The 19,491-nt window shown below is 41.3% G+C and carries 12 protein-coding genes; 6 read left to right on the forward strand and 6 right to left on the reverse strand.

Annotation, left to right across the window (positions count from 1 at the left end):
• Window positions 1–158: 158 nt before the first annotated feature.
• Together ftsA and ftsZ are read left to right on the forward strand one after the other, a co-directional pair.
• On the forward strand, window positions 159–1,451 hold the full coding sequence (ftsA, locus tag ACQK2H_RS07445; protein ID WP_425390804.1) for a cell division protein FtsA: 1,293 nt from the start codon (window positions 159–161) through the stop codon (window positions 1,449–1,451).
• A gap of 70 nt (window positions 1,452–1,521) precedes the next feature.
• On the forward strand, window positions 1,522–3,078 hold the full coding sequence (ftsZ, locus tag ACQK2H_RS07450) for a cell division protein FtsZ (protein WP_425390805.1): 1,557 nt from the start codon (window positions 1,522–1,524) through the stop codon (window positions 3,076–3,078).
• A 217-nt stretch (window positions 3,079–3,295) separates the two neighbouring features.
• Here ftsZ and ACQK2H_RS07455 read toward each other — a convergent pair whose 3' ends face one another.
• From ACQK2H_RS07455 to ACQK2H_RS07465, 3 genes are all read right to left on the reverse strand, one after another.
• Window positions 3,296–5,662, reverse strand: coding sequence for a TonB-dependent receptor plug domain-containing protein (locus ACQK2H_RS07455; RefSeq protein WP_425390806.1), 2,367 nt, complete (start codon window positions 5,660–5,662; stop codon window positions 3,296–3,298).
• Between the two features lie 111 nt (window positions 5,663–5,773).
• Window positions 5,774–6,493 (reverse strand): lysophospholipid acyltransferase family protein, encoded by a 720-nt coding sequence (locus ACQK2H_RS07460; protein WP_425390807.1) that lies wholly within the window; start codon window positions 6,491–6,493, stop codon window positions 5,774–5,776.
• 332 nt (window positions 6,494–6,825) lie between these two features.
• Entirely contained in the window at window positions 6,826–9,285 is a 2,460-nt protein-coding gene (locus ACQK2H_RS07465) for an ABC transporter permease (protein ID WP_425390808.1), read from the reverse strand.
• Window positions 9,286–9,454: 169 nt separating this feature from the next.
• Between ACQK2H_RS07465 and ACQK2H_RS07470 the strand changes: the two genes are divergently transcribed.
• Window positions 9,455–10,618, forward strand: coding sequence for a DUF255 domain-containing protein (locus ACQK2H_RS07470; protein ID WP_425390809.1), 1,164 nt, complete (start codon window positions 9,455–9,457; stop codon window positions 10,616–10,618).
• A gap of 15 nt (window positions 10,619–10,633) precedes the next feature.
• On the opposite strand, the gene ACQK2H_RS07475 is transcribed toward ACQK2H_RS07470, so the two are convergent.
• The 3 genes from ACQK2H_RS07475 to ACQK2H_RS07485 form a co-directional block, all read right to left on the reverse strand.
• Window positions 10,634–11,206: a hypothetical protein gene (locus ACQK2H_RS07475; RefSeq protein ID WP_425390810.1), complete on the reverse strand. Its 573-nt coding sequence runs from the start codon at window positions 11,204–11,206 to the stop codon at window positions 10,634–10,636.
• Complete coding sequence (locus ACQK2H_RS07480) at window positions 11,196–11,705, reverse strand: RNA polymerase sigma factor (RefSeq protein WP_425390811.1); 510 nt, start codon at window positions 11,703–11,705, stop codon at window positions 11,196–11,198. Before ACQK2H_RS07480 ends, ACQK2H_RS07475 begins: the two co-directional genes overlap by 11 nt.
• Window positions 11,706–11,826: 121 nt before the next feature.
• Window positions 11,827–12,183 (reverse strand): cupin domain-containing protein, encoded by a 357-nt coding sequence (locus ACQK2H_RS07485; protein ID WP_425390812.1) that lies wholly within the window; start codon window positions 12,181–12,183, stop codon window positions 11,827–11,829.
• A gap of 305 nt (window positions 12,184–12,488) precedes the next feature.
• Here ACQK2H_RS07485 and ACQK2H_RS07490 point away from each other — a divergent pair, with 305 nt between their 5' ends.
• The 3 genes from ACQK2H_RS07490 (at window position 12,489) to ACQK2H_RS07500 (ending at window position 19,490) form a co-directional block, all read left to right on the forward strand.
• Window positions 12,489–14,048 (forward strand): NAD(P)/FAD-dependent oxidoreductase, encoded by a 1,560-nt coding sequence (locus tag ACQK2H_RS07490; RefSeq protein ID WP_425390813.1) that lies wholly within the window; start codon window positions 12,489–12,491, stop codon window positions 14,046–14,048.
• A gap of 172 nt (window positions 14,049–14,220) precedes the next feature.
• On the forward strand, window positions 14,221–17,682 hold the full coding sequence (locus ACQK2H_RS07495) for a beta strand repeat-containing protein (RefSeq protein WP_425390814.1): 3,462 nt from the start codon (window positions 14,221–14,223) through the stop codon (window positions 17,680–17,682).
• Window positions 17,679–19,490: a hypothetical protein gene (locus ACQK2H_RS07500; protein WP_425390815.1), complete on the forward strand. Its 1,812-nt coding sequence runs from the start codon at window positions 17,679–17,681 to the stop codon at window positions 19,488–19,490. Before ACQK2H_RS07495 ends, ACQK2H_RS07500 begins: the two co-directional genes overlap by 4 nt.
• Window position 19,491 lies beyond the last annotated feature (1 nt).

Genomic DNA, 19,491 nt, shown 5'->3' on the forward strand with positions numbered 1-19,491 from the left:
AGTGTGTCATCCTAAGCAAAGCGAAGGATCTTTTCCCCCTCTGGAGCGGTTAGGCGTTTCGAAGGGTAGGGGGAGAATAATAGCAGGGGGATGTTTTGAGATTCCCGCCTTCACGGGAATGACGGAATTAAGTTTAATCACCGAGAAATAAAAATATTATGGAAGATAAAATCATCGTTGGACTAGACATTGGCACCACAAAGATTTGTGCCATTGTAGGAAAGAAAAATGAATACGGAAAGCTCGAGATACTCGGCATGGGCAAGGCAGTATCTGATGGTGTGATCCGTGGAATTGTCACCAATATTGATAAGACTGTTCGTGCAATAGAGAAAGCGATCTCCGAAGCAAGCGAACAGTCAGGTATTGATATTGGTGTGGTTAATGTTGGCATTGCGGGGCAGCACATCAAAAGTGCAGTACATCATGGCGGCATTACTAGGGAAGATAAAGACGGTGAGATCACTATTGAGGATTTAGCTCGTTTGAACAGTGACATGCATCGTATTGTCACTCCTCCGGGTAGTGAGATCATTCATGTGATGCCTCAGGATTACATCGTAGACTATGAAGATGGCATCATGGATCCGGTTGGGATGACAGGTGTAAAGCTTGAGGCTGACTTCCATATCATTACAGCTCAAACCAACGCAATCAACAATATAAACAAGTGTGTGAAAAAGGCTGGGCTCCAGATTGAGAATCTCATTTTGGAACCACTCGCGTCCAGCTTATCTGTGCTAAGTGACGAGGAGAAAGAGGCAGGCGTTTGCCTGGTAGATATTGGAGGTGGTACGACAGACGTTGCAGTATTCTATGACAACATCATACGTCATACCGCTGTGATACCTTTCGGTGGCAACATCATTACCTCTGATATCAAGCAAGGCTGCATGGTAATGGAGCATCAGGCAGAATTGCTAAAAACTAAATTTGGAAAGGCTATCTCGGAAGAAGCGAGTCCGAACGAGATCGTATCGATCCCTGGTTTAAGAAACCGTCCACCAAAGGAAATTTCCATAAAGAACCTCGCTCACATTATAGAGGCGAGGATGGAGGAAATCATCGAGCTGGTTCATACAGAAATCATCAGCTCAGGATACAATAAGAAGTTGGCTGCAGGTATTGTAGTGACTGGTGGTGGTTCGCAGCTTACTAATCTAAGTCAGTTGTTTGAATACATGACAGGACTAGACACGCGCATTGGTTATCCAAACGAACATCTGGGTAGAAGCAAAGTGGATGCAGCGAAGAGCCCGATGTTCGCAACTACTGTAGGGCTTGTACTTTCAGGATTTAAAGCACTGGACATTCGCCAGGCTAGGTACTCGGAAGCACCTTCATACAAAGGAGATAAGAAAAAAATGAAGCAAGGCAATAAGTTTTTTTCCAATATTCTAGAGAAAACGAAAGGCCTTTTAATCGATGATTTTGATGATAAAATAAACTAGTTGCGAGTCAATAGTTACGAGCTGCGAGACGGCTCGAAACTCGAAACTCTGAACTCAAAACTTTATAATTATGGCAGAAAATATGTATCAATTCGACTTACCGTCACATCATAAATCCATCATTAAGGTGGTGGGTGTTGGTGGTGGCGGCAGCAACGCTGTTAATCACATGTACAGCCTGGGGATCCGGGATGTAGAGTTTGTGGTTTGTAATACGGACCATCAAGCACTGGAAAGCAGTGCGGTTCCGAGCAAACTGCAAATAGGAACAAACCTGACCAGTGGGTTAGGAGCAGGAGCAAATCCTGAAAGAGGCAAAAATGCCGCAATCGAAAGCAAAGAAGAAATTCGTGACCTACTCTCGCAAGACACGAAAATGGTCTTTATCACTGCAGGAATGGGTGGTGGTACCGGTACCGGTGCAGCACCAGTCATTGCGCAGGTAGCCAGTGAGCTGGATATCCTTACAGTAGGTATCGTCACTGCACCATTTGCTTTCGAGGGCAAGAAGAAAATGAAAGCCGCTGAAGACGGTATCAAGGAACTGAAGAAATACTGTGATACTGTCCTAGTGATCATGAATGATAAATTAAGAGAGATTTACGGAAATCTTTCCATTAGTGAAGCATTCGGCCAGGCAGACAATGTTTTAACCACTGCGGCAAAAGGTATTGCGGAGATTATTACCGTTCCGGGTTACGTAAATGTGGACTTTGAAGATGTGAAGACCGTGATGAAAGGTGCCGGACCGGCAGTGATGGGATCAGCGAAAACAATCGGTGATAACAGAGCAAGAAGAGCGGCAGAAGAAGCACTTAACTCACCGCTGTTGAATCAGCAGGATATCTACGGCGCAGAGAAAATCTTACTTTCAATCATTTCCGGTGAGGAAGCAGAGCTCCAGATGGATGAGCTTACTGATATCACAGACTATATCCAGGAATATGCCGGAGACAATGCAGAAGTAATCTTTGGTCATGGTGTGGATAGCTCGTTAGGTGAGAATATCCGAGTGACTGTTATAGCCACAGGATTTGGTAAAGTAGACGAAGAGGGAGAATACATATCCAAGGAAGAAGAAGCCAAGCGTTTTGATCTGCTATCTCAAAAAGAAATAGACGATTCCAAAAAGAAAGGTAATACATCAGATTTCATGTTCGAAATTGAGGATGAGAGTGATAAGGATAGAGTGGAAGATTGGGACTATGAATTCAGCTCACTGAAAGATGAAATAAAGCGTGAAGTAGAGGAAGAGGAGCAACGGAGAAAAAAACCGGAGCAGCGTTCTTTTGAGTTTGACTTCACAGATGGTTTTGATCACGATGAAGAAGAGGAAATCCATGAAGATGAGGTAGATATCGCTGACGCATTTCATGCTTCGCCTAGCTCTAAGCAGGTAAGACTTGCTCAGGAACGAGCAGAACGTGAGGCGATGTTTAATAACAAGAAGTTCGATATGCCAACTGAAGAGTTCAAAGAACGATTGGATGTTCCGGCATATGAGCGTAAAAAGGTTAAACTTCAGAATGTGCCTCATTCTTCTGAGCGTAATGTCTCAAAGTATAATCTGAATGAAGAAAATCAGATTCTAGGCAACAATAAGTTTTTACACGATAACGTGGATTGACAAAAGGACACCAGTCCTTTTGTCATCCCGACTTTGTATTGCCAATCAGGCAGTTAAACGTCGGGTGCTCATTAGACTCTGAAATAAACCTGCCTTTGTCGGCAACAGTTTCAGAGTGACAGTTTACTGCTGTCTAAAAGCATGGTTAACAGTAGGTGTTAGTCATATTCTGCCAAGAATGGCCCCTGACATTAGTTTGTCAGGGGCTTCATTGTTTTTATTCGACAGTGAAGGATGACCTTTCAACAAAAGGAGTTCCATCTTTCATTAGACCCTCTATTCGCACATCAAAAACACCATCCTGGTCAGATGAATAGAATTGAATTTGTGTTTCCTCTTCACCAGGGGAAATATTTGGTTCCCAAAACAATGTAGACCGATAGTCGGGAATTGAATGACTCTCTTCTGGTATTTCATAGTTAGGGCTGTAGAATTCTTTGCTTTGATGATATCCCGGATGTGTAAATACAAGCAGCCCTTTGGCTTTTTTAGCAGCTCTCAAACTTTCTCCCTTCTTGGTATAAACCAGTACTGCTCCTCCTGCAGCTTGAATTCCATAAATACTTGCCTTCGTTCCTTTTAACACATCCACAAAATCTACTTGTTGAACCGGTAGTGACCTGATTGCTGAAATATCTACCGGAACATTATCTAAAACAAACAATGGACTACTAGAGCCATTGATTGAAGAAATACCACGTATTGTTACAGATTGATTTTGACCATACCCTGAGACTACAACTCCTGAAACATTTCTTAAAAGATCTATTACTGACCCAGCTGGACTAAAGCTCATAGAATCAAGGATAATTCTGCTATCTGGCTCTAAGTATCTCCGGGTTTGTTCTACTCGCTCATCGATTCGCCTTCCCTTTACCACGACTTCATCAAGAAAAGAAGCCTCGTCATCAAGGAAGTATGCATTTCGAATTTGAGCTTGCTTTGAAACTGTTTGTTCGAAATTATCAATTACATCAGGTGCGCTCAAATAGGGGTCTGATTTAGGTCTTTTTGGAAGGGTGAGATTGATACTTACATTATCATCTTCTTTTGTGCCTTTCTTATTGAATCCGGTTGCTTCTAGAATAACCCTGGTGCTATCCTCGAATATATTATCAGAAATGATGAATTTGCCATCTTCATTAGTGATTCCTTGAGCAATTTTGACACCATTGTTGGTGGTGGTCATTTTGATTGTTCCTTTTCTTGTTTTTGTTTGGTCATAGTACCCAACCAATTGCCCTTTAATGGTTATTCCTTTTTCTATTGGAAAAGTCTTTTCTACTCCTTTTCCTGCAAGAATATCCTCCCATTTGAAGCGAGACCATCCATTTGTTAACATCAGCATGTCCATGGCCTTATAGGCTTCCTTTGTTCCCATAAAGTAACTACCTGGCGAATCGATTCTTCCTTTCAAATCGGATGTCAACATGAATGATGAAATAATGGATTCATCATTTTCAGTAAAGTGCTGTTCTTGTTTGGGATTTACTACTAATGAAGCAGAGTGAAGTGACTGAGGAATTTTAATGTTTAATTGTACTTTAGATCGTTTGGAATATGATTCTGCATTTGGCTTTATCTCTAAATCATTATTAAATAGTGTAGGTATGTTTGGGTAGATCAATCGCTCACACAGAGGGATGTTTTGATCATTGAAATAAGTCAGGTGTATCATTCCTGTTCCCAAATCTTGTTTTCTCAACTTTGTAGCAAAGGATGCTTCATTGACATTCTTATGTGTGAAAAGTGGCTCTCCACGCCGATGTGCTACTAGATGACCATTTGTAAGAGATACACCTTTAGATATAATGGAGACAATGATGTCATCAGATTCGTATCTATGAGTTACAGTTATGGATGCACCTTTTTGCTTTACTTCTGGAAGGGAAAACTTTGCTCCGTTGATTTCAGCATAATATTTCTTATCTGATTTCGGGGTTAAAAATGAGAGGCCTTTACCTAATCTATTTGTTTGAAAAGTAGCTACTGGCTCATTTTGCTCATTTTTTATCACTCCTTCAGTTGCAAGACCATGACCTAAACTGTCATATGCACTGATTCCTAATTTCGTTCCAATACCTGCAATTAAATCTCCGCCTTCAGGTAAAAAGTCAACTTGTTTTATCTTCCTCTCACTATTATAGTTCTCTTTGGAATTTTCCAGGGCAGAATTAATCACTTCAAAATTCCTTTTGAAGATAAACTCGTGAGAAAAATTAAGCATCCAATTGGTATATGCTCGAATTTGATAAACTCCACTAGGTGTTGATTTAGGGAGTTTAATTTGTCCATGAGATAGCCCGCTTTCAGCTCTTAAAAGCTCAGATTGCATTACTTCTCCTTCACTATTAACCAGTTCAATATGAATTGTCCCACTAATTTCACTTGGAAGATGTGTTGTAGCGTTGATTAGGTATGCCTTAAACCAAATGATATCACCTGAGCCATAATATTTTTTGTCAAGGTGGAGATAAATCTTTTCAGTTTGGTTTTGCTTGAGGTAATCAACTAGTTTTTCCTGGAATAGATTTCCAGGAAAAGGAGAGAGAAAAAACAGTCCAATAAATAATAAATTCTTCATGTGGTGATAATAGATTCTGATAATATTTTGCAAATACAGCAAACATTATGTACAATTTATTTCTAGCCAAATTTTTTCACGAATTAAAGTTTAGATTGTCTCAGGGAGCGATTAATTCTCTTCTCCAATCGCCTTACCCATCTTTTGTACCAGCTCCTCAACTGATTCATTGTCATAGTCAATTTTTAATGGCTCACTAAAGCTGACCTGTAGATCTACTCCTGTTTTAAGCCTTTTGAGACCGGTCTTATCAAATGCCTCCCTGAAGCCGTCTACCCTAACCGGCACAACCACTGGTTTATATTGCTTGATAATATGTGCAGTCCCTTTTCTGACTGGCGCACCTTGCCTTGTGGTTCCTTGTGGAAATGTAACTACCCAACCATCTTTAATTGCCATACCAATAGACTTGGTATCATCAGGGTTTACTTCACGTTTAATCATTTCTTCTCCTTTGCGCCAGGTTCGATCTACACTCACAGCACCTGCAAGCGCTAAAACTTTAGGAAGGATTCCTTTTTCCATAGTTTCACGTGCTGCCACATAATATAAGTTTAGCTTAGGATCCTTCAGGTAGTTATTCTTTTCTATTGAATTGATTTGTCCGTTGAGCGAGGCAAAGAAGACATGATACATGGTAATTACATCCGTAAAAATGGTTTGATGGTTAGAAATAAAAAGTACTCCCTTTTCAGGCAGGTGGGGTATAACCTCGCCACCATGTATTGTCACATTATTTGGCTCTAGAAATCGCTTACGAGCCATGTTACCTACTATTTGAAAGACTTTCTTCTTAAGCCATAGGGATTGTCCAAATACATTCTTACCCATCGGTTTCCATTTTAAGACTCGAAAATAAAGCACTACGGTCTTTCTCCCGCGCGATTTGATGACCGATAAGTAAAATGAATGCTCGAGGAATTTACGGTTCCTAAATTATTACTCTTAACCTGAAACGCTATTCAATCCGAAGGAACACCTTAATGAGTTGATTTGTAAACAGTTATGATAAAATAATTGAAAGCCATTCTTAGAGAATACATAGATAGTTGCTTTTCAACTTGACATTTAGGTGAAGTCATTAGTACAGTTGAAGCTTACATAAAAAACCCCGCATTAGCGGGGTTTTTACATAGTAGAGTAAGTAGGTAATTGGGCGTTTTTTATTCTGATCGTAATGATTTTACCGGATTTGTCTTAACCGTACTCAACACTTTCGAAGAAATGCTGAGTAGTGCCAATCCAATCACAAACGCAATTGGTATGATCACAAACCACCATCCAAGATCTATTCGGAAGGTATAATCTTCCAGCCACTTTGACATCATCCACCAGGCGAGTGGTAAGCTGACCAAACAAGCGGCTACAACAAGCACCATGTATTCTTTAGATAATAAAACCATCAGGTTTCTGGCACTTGCTCCAAGTACTTTTCGGATACCAATTTCTTTGGTTCGTTGCTGAACACTAAAGGAAGTAAGCCCAAACAACCCAAGGCAGGCGATCAGGATAGCTAATGCTGAGAATCCGGAGAATATCTTTCCAAATCGAATATCTTCTTTATACTGTTCGTCAAATGCCCGATCCAGGAAGAAGTAGTCCATTTGGTAATCAGTGAAAACCTGATTCCATTCTGATTTTACAGTAGCGACAAGATCGTTCAATTGTGCATTTCTGGCGGAATTATTATTCTCATCCAGCTGCAACTTGACGAAGTAGAATTCTGTCCATGAGCTAAGTATGTAAGCAAGTGGCATAAAATCGTTATGCAGAGAAGTATGGTGATGATTTTCCACCACTCCTCTTACCTTTAAAGTTGGTCCGTAAAATCCATCAATTTCTGATCCAACTGCATCTTCCGGATTACTGAACCCCAACTGCTCTGCAAGCTTAGCATTGATCACCACATCGCCTTTGCTCCACGGGTCATCACCCTGTCTCAAAGCCCGACCGGCCACAAGGTCAATATTGAAAAATTGAGGGTAATCGACATCCATTGAAATCAATCCGGTATAAACTGAATTCTCCTTGGACTCATTTTTCAATCGCAAGCTAGCCCCCCAACCTACAGGCTCTCCAGGAATTTCACCTCCATTGGTAATCTCTTTTATTCCAGAATATTTAATCAACTCAGTTTTAAGCGTGTTAAACCGCTTGACATCCTGCCGTTCATCTGCGTGTACAGCACCTGGAGGTGATTTAATCACAAGGATGTTTTCTATATCAATCCCCAGATCTGCTTCCCGCATATAGTTGATTTGGTTATAGACCGTAACTGTCCCCGCGATAAGTATGAAAGTGATCATAAACTGTACGAAAACCATACTTTTGCGCATTTTAACACCACCTACTTTTCCTCGGTTTCCAACCAGAATATTTACAACATTCATTGTTTTCAAAAGAATGTAAGGGTAAAAGCCAATCAATAGTGTGCCAACTCCGATTAGTCCTAATAATAGAGTAAGTACCTTCAGGTCCATTAGCGCAGATATGGGCAGTCCTGTCATCTCAATTAAATATTTTTCACCGAATTGAGTCATAAATATGGCTAAGACAAACGCCAAGATGTTCATTACGAAAGCCTCCAGTATAAAGAGTTGAGTGATTTGTTTCATGGATGATCCCATGCACTTACGTATACCCATTTCTTTCAATCGTTCCATGGTTCGCACGAGCGATAGATTCATATAGTTGATCCAGGCGATTACCAAGATGATAATAGCAATGAAACTCAATACAAATACCGTTTTACTATCTACGCCGGCACTGTTCGCCCATTCAAATTCAGCATTAAGGTGGATATCGGTAAGTGGTCGAAGAAAATAATCGACAGCATAGCCATTTGCCGCATAGGATTCTTTGGAGTTTTCCTCATGTAGTTGAGTAACCACAGACATCACCTCGCTTTTACGATTAGGATCACTTACTAGAATATAGGTAGTGAAGCTACTGTTTATCCAGCTTAGTCTGCTTTCCGAATAATTGTCCAGAGATGGGTAGGAGAGAAGTAATTCAAACTGGATATGAGAGTTCTCTGGAATATCTTCTATTACACCGATCAATTCATACTCGTGGTTCCCATTGTTTCCACTTAGCGTGAATGATTTTCCAATGGCTTTTTCCGGATTATCAAAATATTTTTTTGAAGCCTTTCGTGTTAAGACAGCTTTTTGAGGTTCATCAAACTTAGCCGGGCTACCGGCGGTAAACTCGAAATCGAAAAGCTCAAATGTACCTTTATCAGCTATAAAGACACCTGGTTGCTCAAAGCTAACCTTGGAGTCATCATCACTGTATATAATGGAATTGTTTGCGTAGTTGTAATCATAGAATCGTGCAACTTCTTTTACGACCGGAGACTGTTCACGGAGGGATGTGCCCATCATGGATGGAGCATTATAGGACTGGCCCAGATTTTCTCCGTTTTTATATGCGTCAGATTCTAATCTAAAAATGCGATCAGCATTGGAGTGGAAACTATCAAAGGAAGTATGAAAGTTTACATACTGCGAGATGACAAGACAAGCTGCCATGCCCAAAGCCAGACCCAAAATATTGATAAATGAAAATATTTTGTTTTTCTGGATCTGCCGAAAGATCGTAATCAGATAGTTTTTTAGCATGTCGATTTTGGTTTTGGTTAACTCTATAAATTCAATAGCTATGCCATGAATTGCAAGTATCAGTAAATCAATTAGTTAAACTCATGGTTGGTTTGTGTCTTTGTTCGATTTCGCACAATTGACCGTACAGAATAAACAGATATTGAGGTTTTTTGTTGAAATTTCCATCATGAAACACTTGATCGTTCTATTACTCATTTTTCCTTTAGCATTAAATGCTCAAATCAAGTTCGAAGACTCATGGGATGAGGCGATTTCCAAAGCACGAATGAGCGGAAAGTTGATTTTCTTAAATGCATATGCAGAGTGGTGTGAGCCATGCGAAGAAATGGATGAGTATACATTCGGTGATCTTGAGGTTAGCAATTTTTATAATTCCAACTTCATAAATGTACAGCTCGATATGGAAGATTATCCAGGAGTAGAATTGGCAGAAAGATATACGGTTGGGGTATTTCCTTCCTACCTATTTATCAATGGAAATAGTGAGGTCGTTCATCGAGGTTGTGGAGCAATGGACGCCAATGAGTTTCTTTATTTGGGAGAGGAGGCCCTGTCAGATTCTCTCACATTCTTATCAATGGAAAGAAAGTTTGATGATGGTGTGAGAGATACAGACTTTATGCTCAACTATCTTGAATTATTGGAAAATGCATGCCTTGATGCGGAAGGATTTGCATCGAGTTATTTATCTGATATCAGGCCAAAAGATCTTACAATGGATACACCATGGCAGGTTTTTGCAGCATATCAATGGGATATTTATAGTAGAGAGTTTCAATATTTACTCAAGAACAAAAAAATGTTTGAAGATAGTCTGGGACAGAAAGTGGTTAACGCCAAGCTATACGATACCTACTTATCTCAGTACCAGGAAATCTTCGAAGCAGAAGAGCTTCATGATTTTGGGATGCGGGCTTTGCTCCATTCTTTTAAAGATGTCAGTTTCACAGGCTCAGATACTTTAAGGTTGATGATGAATTTGCATTATGCTGAATTCAAGGAAAACTGGATCGAATATGCGGACTATGCCATAGAGCTGGTAGGAATGATGGAGGTTGAAGATCCGGAAGAGCTGAACGAACTTGCATGGAAATTTTACCTTTTTATTGACAACAGAAATCAATTAGAAATTGCTTCTACCTGGGCGCAGCAAGCTGTCGAACAGCAACCGAATCCTTCAATGATTGATACATATGCATCTTTACAATACAAGCTGGGTAATAGAAAAACGGCGATTGAACTGGAGAAGAGAGCCCTCGAACTAGCCCAAGAATTATACGAGGACACTTCTCACTATGAACATCAACTTAAAAAGTTTGAAGGGAAATAACTTTACCAGTAATCGTTACTCTTCCATCAATTTTTTCTTCAAAGAAATCAAGCTTTGTTTTCGAGGAATATGCATGGCTTTACGCTCCCATCGAACCAAAAAGAAAGCAAGGGCAAACATTCCAATGATAAGTAGCCACTTTTCTATATCTGCTCCAAAGTAGAGCATTTTTCCAAAGGTAAATATCCCTACGGGGATAAGGTAATAGTAGATCATCAGTGTAGCAATGCGAACCATTGAACCACTATTGGAAATCGCATGATCGAGTTCACCCATCATGGTGCGATCAAATGTGTTTTCCTTCTTTTTTCTTTTATTTCGGAAGTACAACAAGAATACAACCGTCAGTGCCATGATAATTGCGCCGGCATAATCCCATGGACCTTCTTTATCCATAATTGCATCCGTAAATAGGACTATAGATACTGTGCTGTTTATGATCATGAGCATAATCTCCACCACATTAATCCGTTTACTCGCAGCTGTTTTCTTCCGACTGATGCTTTTATGCAAGGCACTTTCGTTGATGGCATACATAGTTTCTCCTTTTTGTTCGTTCCAGATTTTTTGCATTTCGTCAAACTCCATATTCGTATTGTTTAGAGTTATTCACTAATTGTTTTTTGATCCGGTGAATCTTCACCCCGATGTTACTCTCAGATATTCCCATCATCTGGGACATTTCTTTATAGCTGTAGCCGTCTAGTAATAGAAGAGTGAGCGATCGATCAATCTCATTGAATTGCTTGATTTGATCGTACAGCCATGCAATGCGTTCATCGACAGACTCTTCTTTAACTTCGAGTACATGCTCAGCTCTCTCAACTTCATAATGACCTGTAGTATGCTTCCTCTCTCTGGTACTCCATTTAATTGCTGTATTTAGAGCAATACGATAGAGCCAGGTGGAAACTGCTGATGAACCTTTGAAGTTGGGTGCAGAGCGATAAACCTGCAGACAAACGTCCTGAAACAAGTCATTTTGATCTTCTGAAGTAAATGCATATGCACGAATCACTTTAAACAGTAAAGCCCTGTATTCATGCAGCCATTCATTAAAGATTTGTCGTTGTTCGCTTTCTTTCATTTCCGAATCGTTAACCCACTAGTCCGGGAACGAGGAGATTTCTTACAAAGAAGCGAATATTTTTTTCTTAATCCTGAGTAAGGAGTGCTGGGAGGTTTTAATGATAATTAACAAAAATATATCACAACTGCTCCTCTACACTCTTAGTGATTGCCGAGTTAACCTCACCCGTATGAGCAGTGCTTTTGTTTTCGATTAGCATGATGTGGCATTCCTTTTCAGATGAAACTCGATGGTTGATACCCTTCTTCACAACATAAAAGTCTCCCTTATTCATAGTAAAAGGGTCTCTTCCTTCTTCTTCGAATAGTAACTTCCCCTCTAGAATAAAAAATGCCTCATCCTCGTTTTTGTGATTGTGCCATGGAATGTCCTCACCTTTGATCTTGGCTACTTTCACGTAAACATCGTTCACCTCACCAATCACTTTTGGCGAGAAGTATTCGTTGACTTTAGATAGATGATCGTTAATGTTCATGAAATAAAACTACTAAACTCTCATACGAAAAGAAATCCCCCAGAACGGAGCTGTTGCACTCTAGGTTTTCATCGAGTTTTTTAGCTTTTTAAAAAACCATTTTATATCTAACCTACCTCTACGCCCCTTCGAGAATGGGATTTATGGTGTTTTTCTAAAAAGCTAAATCAGAATAGAATTGCCCTGCCACCCAGAGGTGTGGGACGGGTTGAAGGAGTTATGATGCCTGCCTTCGCTTATCAGTCATTATGAACTTGTTTTAGAATCTATACTATATCTATGGCTTTCACTCCTACTTTTGTATTATGCCGATTCATGACCTGATTGTAACACCCAAAGTAGGATTTGATTCTGAGAACCTGGAAGTGCATTTAAAGCAGCTTGGGTATTTAAGAAAGGGCCAATTTGTAGACATTTTGCGTCGGTCGGTTGATGCCCGCCAAAAAATGATCAAAGTAAACCTTAGGGTAGAGGTTAGAGACACACCACCCGAAGTGGAATACGTAGAGTATTTCAAAAAAGATCATAATGTTAGCAGTGCTGACCCTGTAATTATTGTAGGAGCAGGTCCTGCTGGGCTATTTGCTGCAATTAAGGCAATCGAAGGTGGTTTAAAACCTATCATTTTGGAACGAGGCAAAGATGTACGATCACGGCGGAGAGATTTGGCAGCTATCAACAAAGATCACATAGTCAACCCGGAAAGTAACTACTGTTTTGGAGAGGGAGGGGCTGGTACATATTCCGACGGAAAGCTCTACACACGTTCTAAAAAAAGAGGCAGTATCCGACGAGTATTTGAGATTCTTGTAGCTCATGGTGCCACACCGGAGATCCTATTTGAGGCACATCCTCACATTGGAACGAATAAGCTGCCAAAGCTTGTCACTGCCCTCAGAGAAACCATTGAAACTGCGGGGGGTGAAGTGCATTTCAATACCAAGATGATTGATTTCATCATTGAAAATGGAGAGATGAAAGGGGTCGTTACAGAGGACGGAGATGTAAAAGGAGTAGCGGTTGTACTTGCAACCGGTCATTCAGCACGAGATATTTTTCGACTATGTCAGAAACGAAAGGTGAAGATTGAAGCCAAGCCATTTGCGCTTGGTGTAAGAATTGAACACCCTCAACAATTGATTGATCGAATTCAATATAAATGCGAAGATCGAGGAGCATACCTTCCTGCATCGGCTTATTCATTGGTTTCACAAACCACGCTAAAAGGCAAAGAACGAGGGGTGTTTTCCTTTTGCATGTGTCCGGGAGGGTTCATAGTGCCAGCTGCAACAGCGCCTGGAGAGTTAGTGGTAAATGGAATGAGCCCATCCAGAAGGGATAGCAAGTACGCCAACTCCGGTATGGTAGCGGCAGTCGAATTAGAAGATATTCCGGAGTATCAAAAATATGGAGCATTAGCTGCGATGGAGTTTCAGGCGGATGTAGAAAAAAAGGCGTGGAAGTTGGGAGGAAAAACTCAAGTGGCACCTGCGCAAAAAATGATTGATTTTGTAAATGGAAAGATTTCTGAAGGTCTCCTTGATACATCTTATCAGCCTGGACTACAGTCGGTGGACATGACCGAAGTGTTACCTCAATTCATTGCAAAACGTCTGCGCCAAGGCTTTCAATATTTTGGTCAGAAGATGAAAGGCTACCTGACCAATGAAGCCCAAATCATAGGTGTCGAAAGCAGAACATCTTCTCCAGTTAGAATTCCACGAGATAGAGAAACGTGTGAGCATTTGGAGGTTAGACGACTGTTTCCATGTGCCGAAGGTGCTGGCTATGCCGGAGGGATTGTATCAGCAGCAATGGATGGAGAAAGGTGTATGGAGGGGGTTTTAAATCAATATTTCAGATGAAAAATTAATTGAGTTGCAGTAATTCTAGATTTTTCAGACCAGGTTGGTTTTCTTTTTCATGTAACCCATCTAACGAAATAGGAACTATATCGAATTGATGTAGCAATCCGGATTTTAGGTACTGAAACTACCTATTTTTGAAGGCAGTCCATTTTAGTCAACCTCCTTAGTTATGAATCTACGAAAGAGAATAAACCTAGTCGTTTCTACCTTTTTTTGCTTACTGATCTCCGGAACACTCTCTGCTCAACAATTCTCCGCAGGAATAAATACTGAGACGCCCAATCCGAATGCAGTTCTACACCTGGTAGCACCTAATGGGGATCAAGGGCTTTTAATTCCATCATTGACTACTTTGCAGCGAACATCTATGAGTCTGACGGCATCAGATAATGGGCTCATGGTGTACGATAGTGATGTAAATGCGTTCTTTTTCTGGGTGAATCCGAATTGGGTACAAACAACCAACACGGATGAGCAAGACCTTACGAATGTATTATCACAAAATAATGATGCCGGTGGTTTGGCAATAGAGAATGTAGCTGATCCTATCAATCCACAGGATGTTGCTACAAAAAATTATGTGGATAATCAGGGTGATTCTGATGACCAGGATTTGGAATTAACAGGGAATACACTTTCTCTAACAAATGATCCTACTTCCATCGATCTTTCCCCTTTTCTCGACAACACAGATAATCAAAACCTTTCTAGTGTGCTGGCATCAGGAAATGATGCAGGGGCCATAATCATTACCAACCTACCAACTCCAACCAATCCCTCTGATGCTGCTACTAAAGGGTATGTTGATGCGAATGCAGGAAATCAAAATTTAACATTAACCGGCTCTGATTTGACCATAGACAATGGAAATACCATCGATTTGTCTGGTCTGGGAGTCGCTGGTGATGTAACCGGAAACTTAAGCAATATTATAGTTGACAATGTTGGAGGTCAATCGGCGGCCGATGTAGCAAATGCATCACTAATAGTAAACAGTAATCCAAATTTGGATTTAGACAGCACAGATGATTTAGACCTGACGACCACACCAAATGCCTCTGGAGATATTGTTGGTGATTTTGATACGGGGTTATTTGTAGATTTTGTAGGTGGTGCAAATGCATCTGATGTAGCAGCTGCAACAGCTACTGTTCTTGGAAATCCAAATTTGGATTTAGACAGCACGGATGATTTAGACCTGACGACTACACCAAATGCCGCTGGAGATATTGTTGGTGATTTTGGAGGTGGGCTTTTTGTTGATTTTGTGGGTAGTTCAAGTGCGGCTGATGTTTCAACGGCAACCAGTACTGTGCTTGGGGCTCCTGCTTTAGACTTAGATGCGAATGATGATTTAGATCTTACAACAGTTCCGAACGGTGCTGGAGATATTAGTGGTGATTTTGGAGGAGGATTATTCGTGGACTTTGTAGGAGGAGAAGCTGCTGCTGATATTGCTACAGCTACGGTAATTGTACTTTCTGCAACAGCCCTTGATTTGGATGCGAATGATGACTTGATAGCAGGATCAAATATTTCATTATTAACTAATGATGTAGGATTTCTTTCTACAGAGACTGACCCTACAGTACCTGCTAATATTAAGGATGGAATCGATTGGACGGAATTGAGTGGAATACCGGCGGGATTTTCGGATGGCACAGACGATGGAATTTTAACTGAGACTCAAACGCTTGGATCAGTAGTTGCTTTGGGTAATGATGCCGGAGGGTCGATTATCACGAATGTATTAGATCCTGTCGGAGCATCTGATGTAGCGACAAAGAACTATGTAGATACGCAGGGCTTCATTACTGGCGAGAGTCAAACATTAGGGGCAGTAGTTGCCCTAGGAAACGATGCTGGGGGATCGATCATTGCCAATGTTTTAGATCCTGTCGCTGCGCAGGATGTAGCAACCAAGAACTACGTAGATACGCAGGGCTTCATCACTGGTGAGAGCCAAACACTAGGAGCAGTAGTTGCCTTAGGAAACGATGCTGGTGGGTCAATAATTACTAATGTTTTAGATCCTGTAGCTGCACAGGACGTAGCAACTAAGAACTATGTAGATACCCAAGGATTCATTACTGGCGAGAGCCAAACATTAGGAGCAGTAGTTGCCCTAGGAAACGATGCTGGGGGATCAATCATTGCCAATGTTTTAGATCCTGTCGCTGCGCAGGACGTAGCAACTAAGAACTATATAGATACCCAAGGATTCATTACTGGTGAGAGCCAAACATTAGGAGCAGTAGTTGCCCTAGGAAACGATGCTGGGGGATCAATCATTACCAATGTTTTAGATCCTGTCGCTGCGCAGGATGTAGCAACCAAGAACTACGTAGATACGCAAGGATTCATTACTGGCGAGAGCCAAACATTAGGAGCAGTAGTTGCCTTAGGAAACGATGCTGGGGGATCGATCATTGCCAATGTTTTAGATCCTGTCGCTGCGCAGGATGTAGCAACCAAGAACTACGTAGATACGCAGGGCTTCATCACTGGTGAGAGCCAAACACTAGGAGCAGTAGTTGCCTTAGGAAACGATGCTGGTGGGTCAATAATTACTAATGTTTTAGATCCTGTAGCTGCACAGGACGTAGCAACTAAGAACTATGTAGATACCCAAGGATTCATTACTGGCGAGAGCCAAACATTAGGAGCAGTAGTTGCCCTAGGAAACGATGCTGGGGGATCAATCATTGCCAATGTTTTAGATCCTGTCGCTGCGCAGGACGTAGCAACTAAGAACTATATAGATACCCAAGGATTCATTACTGGTGAGAGCCAAACATTAGGAGCAGTAGTTGCCCTAGGAAACGATGCTGGGGGATCAATCATTACCAATGTTTTAGATCCTGTCGCTGCGCAGGATGTAGCAACCAAGAACTACGTAGATACGCAAGGCTTTTTAACCGGAGAAGTGGATCCGGTGTGGGTTGGGGATCGAACTACTTTAGGCAGTGTTGGTACGATCAACAATGGTGGTAACTTAATTGACTGGTCCCAATTAAAGGGTGTTCCTGCGGTTTTTGCAGATGGCACAGACGATGGGATCGTGACGGAGACCGACCCTACGGTACTAGCAAGTGTAAAAGATGGAGTAGACTGGACTGAGGTAACAAGTATTCCTGCAGGATTTGCAGATGGCACAGACGATGGAATCGTGACAGAGGCCGACCCGGTGTGGATAGCTGATCGAACCACACTTGGATCAGTCGGAACAATCAATGCAGGAGGAAATCTTGTAGACTGGTCCCAATTAAAGGGTGTTCCTGCGGTTTTTGCAGATGGCACAGACGATGGGATCGTGACAGAGACCGACCCTACGGTACTAGCAAGTGTAAAAGATGGAGTAGACTGGACTGAGGTAACAAGTATTCCTGCAGGATTTGCAGATGGCACAGACGATGGAATCGTGACAGAGGCCGACCCGGTGTGGACAGCTGATCGAACCACACTTGGATCAGTCGGAACAATCAATGCAGGAGGAAATCTTGTAGACTGGTCCCAATTAAAGGGTGTTCCTGCGGTTTTTGCAGATGGCACAGACGATGGGATCGTGACAGAGACTGACCCTACGGTGTTCCTGCGGTTTTTGCAGATGGCACAGACGATGGGATCGTGACAGAGACTGACCCTACGGTACTAGCAAGTGTAAAAGATGGAGTAGACTGGACTGAGGTAACGAGTATTCCTGCAGGATTTGCAGATGGCACAGACGATGGGATATTAACTGTAAATAGAAACACAACTTTGGTTGGGGATGGAGCTGGTTCAGCATTGGGAGTAAATGTTGGAGTCGCTGCAAATCAAATTGTACAGCTAAATGGATCAGCTGAATTACCGGTGGTTGATGGCAGAAATCTTACTGGTCTCAGTAGAAATACATCGCTTTCGGATAACGTCCCGACTGATGGACAGGTATTAATCTGGGATAATATTAACTCATGGTGGGAAGCATCAACCCCGCCTCCTACATTAAATTCCGGTAATGGTGTTACCATTAATTCTACTAACATTGATCTTGGGGGTGCTTTAACTGCTACGGCAAATATTACAACGAATACCGGCTTCAATTTGGTAGTAGATGGCATCAATGGTGAATTCATTACTTCTACAGGAACAACTAGTTTCAATAGTAGTACCATCAACTTGGGTGATGCTGCAACGGATGATATTCGAGTAATTGGTGAATTTAATTTTGAAACAGGGGTGAATGATTTGGCTCTAATAGTGAATAACCAAACAAATGCAACACCAATCTTAAGAATCCCAGATTTGCCAAGTAGTGATGAGACTTTGGCATTGCAAAGCGAGATAACCAACATTGTTACTGGAACAGCAAACCGAATTCCAAAAATTAATGCATCTGTGGATGGATTGGAAGACTCAGACCTTTTCACAAATGGGGTGAATAATCAGCTGACTGTTCAACATACCGCTACTGCAATTCCGGATTTTGTCATTCATGATGCCGGATTAGGAGACGCTAGTATGCAGTTCAACAGAGGTGGAGCAGCCTTCTTTGCTATTGGCATAGATTATGATGATTCGGATAATTTTAAGATTAGCTCGGCTACCGATGTTAGTTCAAACGAATTTGTAATTAATAGAGTATCTGGTAACGTTGGATTGGGTATTGGTGCTCCTTCTAGAGAATTGCATCTTCATGACGGAACCGGAGGTATGTCTTTCCAAATGACAAATTCAGCTAGTGCAGGAACTGCTGCAAACAATGGATTTGTCATTGATTATAACGACACTGATCAGAGGGTTGATTTTATCCATTATGAAGGTGCCGACATAGCGTTTGGGGATGGTGTGCAAAATCTTTATATCGATAATTCTTTAAATAGAGTTGGTGTAGGAATAAACACACCACAAGGTGCACTCGATGTTGAATTGAGTAATGGATCATCCTTCTTCAGATCATCAAGTAACGTTACTACTGGTCTACTTCACGTAAGGCATGAAGGTGGTGGAACAGGTGATGCATCCATGAAATTCACACAGATCGGTCCAAACTTCGATTATACAATGGGTATTGATAGAGGTGATAACAACTTCAAAATAAATGCTGGTACTAGTTTAGCTGCAAATAGTGACTTTACAATTACATCTACTGGAAATGTAGAAATTGATCAGGATGCAACGATTAGAGGTAATTTCACAACAGTTCCTGCCGGAGTTGTTGGAGGGACGGTTACTGTAACATCACGGATAATGCCATTAAATGCTGATCTTGATGATATCAACCCTGGACTTGAAGGCCAAGAAGTCATTCTTATTGCAACAGGTGCAATCAATATCAATGAAGGAGCTAACATGCTGCTACAGGGAGGAGCTATCGGACCTGTTGGAGTAAACAGTACTTTACACATGATTTTCTACTCTGGGCAATGGATAGAAGTATCTAGAACAATTCGACCTTAAT

Origin of the sequence: Ekhidna sp., assembly GCF_965228795.1 — a bacterium.
GTDB lineage: Bacteria > Bacteroidota > Bacteroidia > Cytophagales > Cyclobacteriaceae > Ekhidna.

Excerpts from the sequence above, each read along its gene's own strand:
- ftsA (WP_425390804.1), top strand. The coding sequence starts at position 159 with ATGGAAGATAAAATCATCGTTGGACTAGACATTGGCACCACAAAGATT.
- ftsZ (WP_425390805.1), top strand. The coding sequence starts at position 1,522 with ATGGCAGAAAATATGTATCAATTCGACTTACCGTCACATCATAAATCC.
- ACQK2H_RS07455 (WP_425390806.1), bottom strand. The coding sequence starts at position 5,662 with ATGAAGAATTTATTATTTATTGGACTGTTTTTTCTCTCTCCTTTTCCT.
- ACQK2H_RS07460 (WP_425390807.1), bottom strand. The coding sequence starts at position 6,493 with ATGGGTAAGAATGTATTTGGACAATCCCTATGGCTTAAGAAGAAAGTC.
- ACQK2H_RS07465 (WP_425390808.1), bottom strand. The coding sequence starts at position 9,285 with ATGCTAAAAAACTATCTGATTACGATCTTTCGGCAGATCCAGAAAAAC.
- ACQK2H_RS07470 (WP_425390809.1), top strand. The coding sequence starts at position 9,455 with ATGAAACACTTGATCGTTCTATTACTCATTTTTCCTTTAGCATTAAAT.
- ACQK2H_RS07475 (WP_425390810.1), bottom strand. The coding sequence starts at position 11,206 with ATGGAGTTTGACGAAATGCAAAAAATCTGGAACGAACAAAAAGGAGAA.
- ACQK2H_RS07480 (WP_425390811.1), bottom strand. The coding sequence starts at position 11,705 with ATGAAAGAAAGCGAACAACGACAAATCTTTAATGAATGGCTGCATGAA.
- ACQK2H_RS07485 (WP_425390812.1), bottom strand. The coding sequence starts at position 12,183 with ATGAACATTAACGATCATCTATCTAAAGTCAACGAATACTTCTCGCCA.
- ACQK2H_RS07490 (WP_425390813.1), top strand. The coding sequence starts at position 12,489 with ATGCCGATTCATGACCTGATTGTAACACCCAAAGTAGGATTTGATTCT.
- ACQK2H_RS07495 (WP_425390814.1), top strand. The coding sequence starts at position 14,221 with ATGAATCTACGAAAGAGAATAAACCTAGTCGTTTCTACCTTTTTTTGC.